6 protein-coding genes and 2 pseudogenes are annotated in these 7158 nt (G+C 53.0%); 2 read left to right on the top strand and 6 right to left on the bottom strand.

Annotated features, from left to right (window positions below; genetic code table 11):
• Positions 1 to 252 (top strand): annotated as a pseudogene (locus tag AC221Y_RS17455) (ATP-binding protein); the annotation flags it as partial.
• A 168-nt stretch (positions 253 to 420) separates the two neighbouring features.
• Here the strand turns inward: AC221Y_RS17455 and AC221Y_RS17460 are convergent.
• The 4 genes from AC221Y_RS17460 to AC221Y_RS17475 all read right to left on the bottom strand — a co-directional run bounded on the left by AC221Y_RS17460 (position 421) and on the right by AC221Y_RS17475 (position 4968).
• Complete coding sequence (locus AC221Y_RS17460; protein WP_486707865.1) at positions 421 to 672, bottom strand: hypothetical protein; 252 nt, start codon at positions 670 to 672, stop codon at positions 421 to 423.
• Between the two features lie 62 nt (positions 673 to 734).
• The gene (locus AC221Y_RS17465; protein WP_486707866.1) at positions 735 to 2540 is read right to left on the bottom strand and encodes a Na/Pi cotransporter family protein; all 1806 of its coding nucleotides are present in this window, start codon (positions 2538 to 2540) and stop codon (positions 735 to 737) included.
• A 16-nt stretch (positions 2541 to 2556) separates the two neighbouring features.
• Positions 2557 to 4131: an inorganic phosphate transporter gene (locus AC221Y_RS17470; RefSeq protein WP_486707867.1), complete on the bottom strand. Its 1575-nt coding sequence runs from the start codon at positions 4129 to 4131 to the stop codon at positions 2557 to 2559.
• 501 nt (positions 4132 to 4632) lie between these two features.
• Entirely contained in the window at positions 4633 to 4968 is a 336-nt protein-coding gene (locus AC221Y_RS17475) for a hypothetical protein (RefSeq protein ID WP_299757698.1), read from the bottom strand.
• A 153-nt stretch (positions 4969 to 5121) separates the two neighbouring features.
• Here AC221Y_RS17475 and AC221Y_RS17480 point away from each other — a divergent pair, with 153 nt between their 5' ends.
• Complete coding sequence (locus AC221Y_RS17480; RefSeq protein WP_299757701.1) at positions 5122 to 5988, top strand: isocitrate lyase/PEP mutase family protein; 867 nt, start codon at positions 5122 to 5124, stop codon at positions 5986 to 5988.
• Between the two features lie 27 nt (positions 5989 to 6015).
• Here the strand turns inward: AC221Y_RS17480 and AC221Y_RS17485 are convergent.
• Both AC221Y_RS17485 and AC221Y_RS17490 read right to left on the bottom strand, forming a co-directional pair.
• Positions 6016 to 6717, bottom strand: a pseudogene (locus tag AC221Y_RS17485) (glutamate synthase-related protein); the annotation flags it as partial.
• 50 nt (positions 6718 to 6767) lie between these two features.
• The coding region (locus tag AC221Y_RS17490) for a DDE-type integrase/transposase/recombinase (protein WP_486707868.1) at positions 6768 to 7158 on the bottom strand (391 nt) is incomplete at its 5' end.

Below are 7158 nucleotides of genomic sequence, written 5' to 3' on the forward strand. Positions count from 1 at the left end.
GACCTGATCATCCTCGACGACATCACCTATGCCCACAAGGATCAGGCCGAAACCGGCGTCCTCTTCGAACTGATCGCCCGGCGTTACGAATACCGCAGCATCGCCATCGCGGCCAATCAACCCTTCAGTGGTTGGGATCAGGTCTTCCCCGACAAGGCCATGACCGTCGCCGCCATTTATCGCCTCGTCCACCACGCGACCATCCTCGAAATGAATGCTGAAAGCTTCCGTCAGCGTGCTGCCGCCTCCAACAAGAGGGCCCAGGCCGAAGCGCCAGCGACAACCAAAACGAAGGAGAAACCCAACCAAAACACCGAACGACACGCCAAACCCAGCGGCCTCAAAGCCCGCCATGGTGGTTGTCACTCCCGGACAAGGTGGTTGACGCGCTACAGACAATCGCCAAAATTGAAAGTCTGACTAGGAACTGACCTTCGCCAATAGCCATTCCGCACGCTCAATTTGTTTGCGCGCCGTCGTAAGCTTGCTCTCAAGGCGATCCCGTTTGGACGGATTTTCCGCATCTAGAAGTTCCTCGTTCAGCAGACGTTGCTTTGTGTGAAGTTTTGCAATCACTTTCTCCACATGCGACGGCTTGATCTTCTTAGCTTTTCCGCCCTCTAGGCGACTGAAGTAGTCGTCCAATTTCTCAGTGATCTTTCCAAGTTTCATGTTTTTCTCCAGTGTTCAGATATGCATAGCCGGAAAATGAAACGGTGATGTAACAATGCTTTTCAAGAAGACTGCTGCGGCGCGACTTCGCTCAACTCGTCGTCTTCCAGTGTTAAAATCCGTTCGACTTCAGCCATTGCGTCTTCGGTTTCGATGTAGTAGGCGCGCGCGGCGTCAAGCAGATCACGCATCGTGCTGTAGGCATAATTTGAATCATTCATGAATGATGTCGCCGCACTTGCACTCAGGAGTTGGTCGCGGATGAGAGATTCGATGTTGCCAGTTGTGTCCTGCGCGTCTTTTTCGACCAGAATACGTTCCTGATCCAGCCATAGGCTCGAGCGATCTTCGGGATCGGCCAATTCAAGTTTATGGACTTCGACGAGGATACGGCCGATTTCCGCGCGAAGACCATTGTAGAGGTCTGTAATCACGCCCTGAGGTGTTTCAGTATAGTGCGTGGTGTTGCGCCGCAGATGTTTCACCGATTTTACAGCCCGCACAATTCGCCCCGCAACATCACGCATTGTATAGATATCATCCATCACGTCCGCAGGCATATCCTTCGCGCCCACCCGAGTGGCGAATTCGACAATCGCAGAGTAGAGGATTTTGATCCTGTGTTCGTAGCGCTCATCGATATCGATCTCGATCGGCTTATTGCTGGCCGCGACAGTCGCAGCAATATCTCGGGTCCCAAACAACTCGTGCCTGCTCAGGTTCAGGCCATGCGCGATCAGTTCCACTGCATTGTCATAAAGATGCTGAACTTCTCGTCGCATCGCAATCTGAGTGGTCTCCGGAAACTCGTCGACCGCCTCAGAAAGGTATTTCGGCTGGCTCAGATCTTCTTCAGGCTGGACAATGGTTTGCTCCAGAAACGTGATTAAACGTCGAAGGGTCGGCAACATAAGGACGACGCCCAACACATTGAATATGGTATGAAACACCGCCAGTTTCAGGGCGTAGTCGGTATCGGAGATGCCAACACCGGAACTTACATAGTCGACGGAAATTCGGATCGGGCCGATAAAAATCAGCGCTACACCGGCGGTAACCAGATTGAAGATAAGATGTGCCAAAGCAAGCCGTTTGCCCTGATAATTCGCCGTAAACGAGCCGATGATCGCTGTGATTGTCGTGCCAATGTTGGCCCCAATCGCCAAAGCAAGCGCGTTTTCGTAGCTGACCTGGCCAGCGGCCAGAGCGGTGATAATCAACACCATAGTCGCGTGGCTTGATTGCATGACCACAGTGGCCGAAGCGCCAACCAAGGTATAGACCGCAAGTCCCAGAAATCCGGTCATCGCAAATCGAGTGAGATCAAACTGATCTTTGAAGGCCTCGAAGCCTTCCTTCATGTGATGAATTCCCAAGAACAGGAAGCCAAGACCAGCCAGCACGTAACCCATTCCGCGCAGGTATTTCGACTTCTGGAAAACCAAAACAATGCTGATCGCCAACATCGGCAGCGCGTAGGCAGAAATATTGACTTTCAAGCCAAACCCGGCAACCAGCCAGGCCCCGGTCGTAGTGCCGATATTGGCGCCAAAGATGATACCGACCCCGGCTACAAGCGAGATGAGCCCGGCGGATAGAAACGAGATCGCAATCACCGAAACGAGCGAGCTGGATTGCATGATTGTCGTCGTAAGGATACCAAATCCCACCGACTTGGCGACTGAGCCCGTAGCTTTCTCCAATACCCGTTCCAGGAAGCCGCCGCTGAACAGCTTAAATCCATCCTCCAACATAAGCATGCCAAAAAGGAAGATAGCCACGCCAGCAGCGATCTCCTGAAAGTCGCTGCTGGCCCAGAAACCGAAGGACAAGATCAAAAGGATTGCCGGTAAAAGAAGCCTTTTCATTATCGCTCTGCTCTCCTCATGGAAGCATCATTCCACGTAAAACAAAGTAGAACATCGCCGCCATTATCGCCGAAACCGGAACGGTAATGATCCAGGCAGATATGATCTTAAAAAGAGATGATCGTTTTACTAATTGCCGCTTCAGCGCCTTACGCAACTCCTTGCGTTGAGCCGCATTGATGACCGCCTCGGGACCCATTTTCTGAAGTTCCTTCAGAATGCGTTGTTTTTCCTCGGGCGGAGCATTCTGGAAGTTCATCAGAACCTCTTCGGCTTTGGCGAAATCTGGTTCACCTTCATGCTGATGCAGGACGTCTTCCACGACCTTACCGACGCGAAGCTCAAGGAATTCGCGCAAGAAACCCACTCCAAATACCGCGCCAAGAGCTACATGGGTCGAGCTCACCGGAAGCTTCAGATGGCTGGCAACAATCACGGTGATTGCCGCAGCAAGCGCGATGCAGAACGCGCGTGACCTATCCAGTTCGGTGATTTCAGACCCCACCGTTCGGATCAGCTTTGGTCCAAAAAGCGCCAAACCGACCGAAATACCCAGCGCGCCAATGACCATGACCCACAAAGGGATCGCCACTTTGGGGCTTCCGCCTTCCCCCACAGTAAGGGCATCCACGATGCCGGCAAGCGGCCCCACGGCATTGGCCACATCGTTCGCGCCATGAGCAAAGCTTAGCAACGCCGCAGAGATGATGAGCGGGATGGTGAACAGCCGGTTCACGCCTTCCCGATTGTTTTCCAGATTGGGCGCCTCGCGATTTATCAGCGGGCGGACAATGATGATAGACACCAGTCCAACAACGAGGCCGATTAATACCGCATTAGCGAAATCGATCTTGATGATCTGTTTAATGCCTTTAAGCGCGATATAGGTCGTAAACGCCCAAACCATGATGCCGATCATGAAAGGGACAACTTTCCGTGCACAATCGACCGGCTCAGCCTTGAAAAACACAGTGCGTTTTAGGAAATACAGAAACGCAGCGGCAATAATTCCACCGGTAACAGGAGAAATCACCCAACTGGCTGCGATCTTGGTCATCGCTTCCCAATTCACTACATCCCATCCTGCAGCAGCTATGCCCGCGCCCATAACTCCACCAACGATCGAGTGCGTAGTTGAGACCGGCGCGCCTAGCCATGTGGCGGCGTTCAACCAGATCGCCGCACCGGTCAGTGCGCCCATCATGACCCAGACAAAGACTTGCGGGTCGGCAATGTCGGCGGGATCAATGATGCCCTTCTTGACCGTACTGACCACATCACCGCCGGCGATGATCGCTCCTGCCGCCTCGAAGATGGCGGCAATAAAAATTGCCCCGGTCAACGTCAGCGCAAAAGAACCAACCGCTGGCCCGACATTGTTAGCAACGTCGTTGGCACCAATATTGATGGCCATGTATGCGCCAACCACTGCGGCTGCGACCAATAGATGTGACTGTTCAATATGTGCGAATTTTGATCCGGCATAAATCATCACGGCCACGATAAATAGCACCGCAGTTCCTAATCGTCCGACTTCAGATCGACTTAGATCTGCAGCGCTTTCGATCTTTAGGTATTCTTTGACTTTCATTTATCCCGTCCCCCTCAGCATCGAAAAGTCGTGTAATTCCCTCCGACAAATGCAAAAGCCGCAAAGGGAATTCACGCAATTCCGAACCAAGTATACCCCGTTGGTGAGGGCTCGCCCTGAGATGGATCAAAAACACGGCTATACCGGCACCTTCCCTTGAGGGCGTAAGTCCGGCGGTTTTTCCGGCTTTGCTGTGCGTTGTGTTCGGTGCCCTCAGACGAATACAAACCAGCTTCCACATGGACAGTGCAGCGGCCCTTTATGCCACGCCGACACTGTGCCACTTGGCGAGAATGGCTGTGAAGTCGTCTTTGAAGATGCCCCTTACAAGTTGAAGCTTCTTTCTTGACTGAAATGGTGGTGAACTGACCCTTTAATCGCGACAAATTTCTGTAAACTTGGCATCTTCTGGAAGCGCTTCATTCCGCACTCGGGGTCGAGAAGGATTGTTCGCTAGATTCTTGACACGCGTTCGGAGCATACAGAACAAGTTGATAATTTTCAGTTGGTACCGCTCTTGTGGGCGCAATAGACGAGAAAGCGAAAAGTATGCCAAAGAACAAACACTCGAAATTCAACGCCTTTAACGTTCAGTCCACGTTTTTCGTACCGCTCTGGCGGCGCATTTTTGTAGTTGCTGGGTGTGCTCTTTGGGCCATCTTTGAGTACATGAACGGAGGACCATTCTGGGCCTTCCTTTTTGGCGCTGTGGCGGTCTACTGCGCGCATCAGTTTTTTGTGGCTTTCGATCCAGTCGACAAAGAAAAATAGTGAGACGTGGGGTACGAAACCCTTTGGATCGATACGGTAGTCGACCGTTCTTGGCGCTTGTGCCAAATCCTAACTTCACATATTTTGAAAGCACTCTTTTAGGAGAAATCCCCCGAAAGTTTACTCAGTCCATTTTTGTCCGGAATATTAACAATATGAACATGTGTCCGCATTTGTCCAAATATGGAGATGCACATCCCTGAGTCAATTATCAACCCGATGGCAGACCGTTTGCGCGCTCTTATTGCGCTAGGCGATCTAATCACAATGCCTTGCTGCTTTGATGCGCTTTCCGCAAGACTGATTGAACAGTCTGGTTTTGATCTAACTTTTTTATCAGGGTTCGGGGCTTCCGCCTCGCGGCTAGGTGCGCCTGATACTGGACTCATGAGCTACGGCGAAGTCCTGGATCAAGCGCGTAACGCGATGCATCCGCTTACAATCCCTATGATCGTAGATGGTGACACTGGTCACGGCAATCCGATGAACGTAATGCGCACTGTATCCGGGTTCGCTCGCGCGGGATGCGCTGCTGTCATGATCGAAGATCAAGTTGCCCCAAAGCGATGTGGCCATACCCAAGGAAAGAGCGTCGTTAGTCGTTCTGAGGCCGTCGAACGCATTCACGCCGCCGTTGAAGCGCGAGCTAGCCATGATATCTTGATCCTTGCCCGAACAGACGCGCGCCGCGAGCACGGGCTTGACGAAGCCCTTGCTCGCGCCGAGGCGTTTGCCGAAATCGGCGCCGATATTCTATTCGTTGAAGAACCTTATTCGGCGGAAGAAATGGCCGTTATCTGCAGTTCCATCGACGGCGTTCACATGGCAAATATGCTGGAAGGAGGACAGACGCCAATTCTGCCGCCGGCTCAGCTTGTTGAGTTGGGATATTCAATTGCCGCGTATCCTTTGACGCTGCTATCCGCCGCGATGAAGGCGATGAATGCTGCCCTAGCGGACCTCGCAGCTGGTCGGTCGGCGCAAGAGCACCTCCTGGATTTTGCTGATCTACGCGAGCAAATCGGATTTGATGCCTATCACAACAAGGCGAATGCGCTGAGTAGTCGGCATCTCAAAGATAAGTGACGGCGAACACTTTTCGCCTGTTTCATTTCAATCCGAGGGTTCAAACTGTTTGGCGTTTGCGCGCGACCAGCGCGCTAGATATCCCCCGGAATCATCTTTGCCCTCCTTCAACAATGACCCTATCTCAAGGCTTGCGAAAGCGTCGTCGCCAGTCACCATCTGGGCGTCAGCCTGGCGGATCATCAGGTGGCGCGGCAGAAACTCTCCAGGACTAGACAGACCAGCCGCGCCGGTCATTTCGCCCAAAGCTGCGAGTGTATTGCGATGGAAGCTGGCGACGCGTTTGCTTTTCCCGATGGGATCAAGCGCACGCTGGCGGATAGGGTCTTGGATTGCGACGCCGACGGTGCAACGGTTGGTATGGCAGGCTTGCGCCTGGATGCAGCCAATTGCAAACATATATCCGCGCGCCGAATTGCACCAATCTGCACCCAAGGCCAGGGTGCGGGCAATGTCGAACGCGCTGACATTATTGCCCGCAGCACCCAGTTCGATCTGACTGCGCACACCCATGCCACGCAGAGTGTTGTGTACAAATGTCAGCCCTTCGATCATCGGCATTCCGACATGATTGGCGAATTCCAAGGGCGCAGCACCGGTCCCTCCTTCGGTGCCTTCAACGACAAAGAAATCCGGGATAATCTTAGTTTCCAACATGGCTTTGACTATGCACATGAACTCACGCCTGTGCCCGATACATAGTTTAAATCCAAAAGGCTTACCGCCGGTGCTGCCAGACTAATTCGAACCAATCCCTGCAAGGACAGTGAAGCTGCCCCTTATACCGCGCAGAGACCACGCCACTCAGCAAGAGCAGCGGCGCGGTTGAGCTTGAAATTAGTTCGACTTGAGAGGCTGCGTTCCTGATTAAAGTGGTTGTAGACGGAAGCGTGAACGGCGACGAATTTCTGCAAACTTCGCATGCGCCTGAATCGAAGCATGGCCCGTTCTCGTCGTCGAAAAGGCCCCTTTTCATGGTTTGCAAGCAAACCACTGTCAGGCAGCGGGTGCGAATTCTCCGCCCTGTTGTTCAGCCAGCGGCCCGTTTCCTGCCTGTCTGCGGCACCGATCTCCGTCAGCGCAGCGCCGTACGAGCGCAGCAGGTCCGTGACGATCACCTCGGGTCGACCATGCTTACGCATTGCTTTCTTTAAGAATTTCAATGCGGCC

It is taken from the genome of Boseongicola sp. (genome assembly GCF_057460485.1).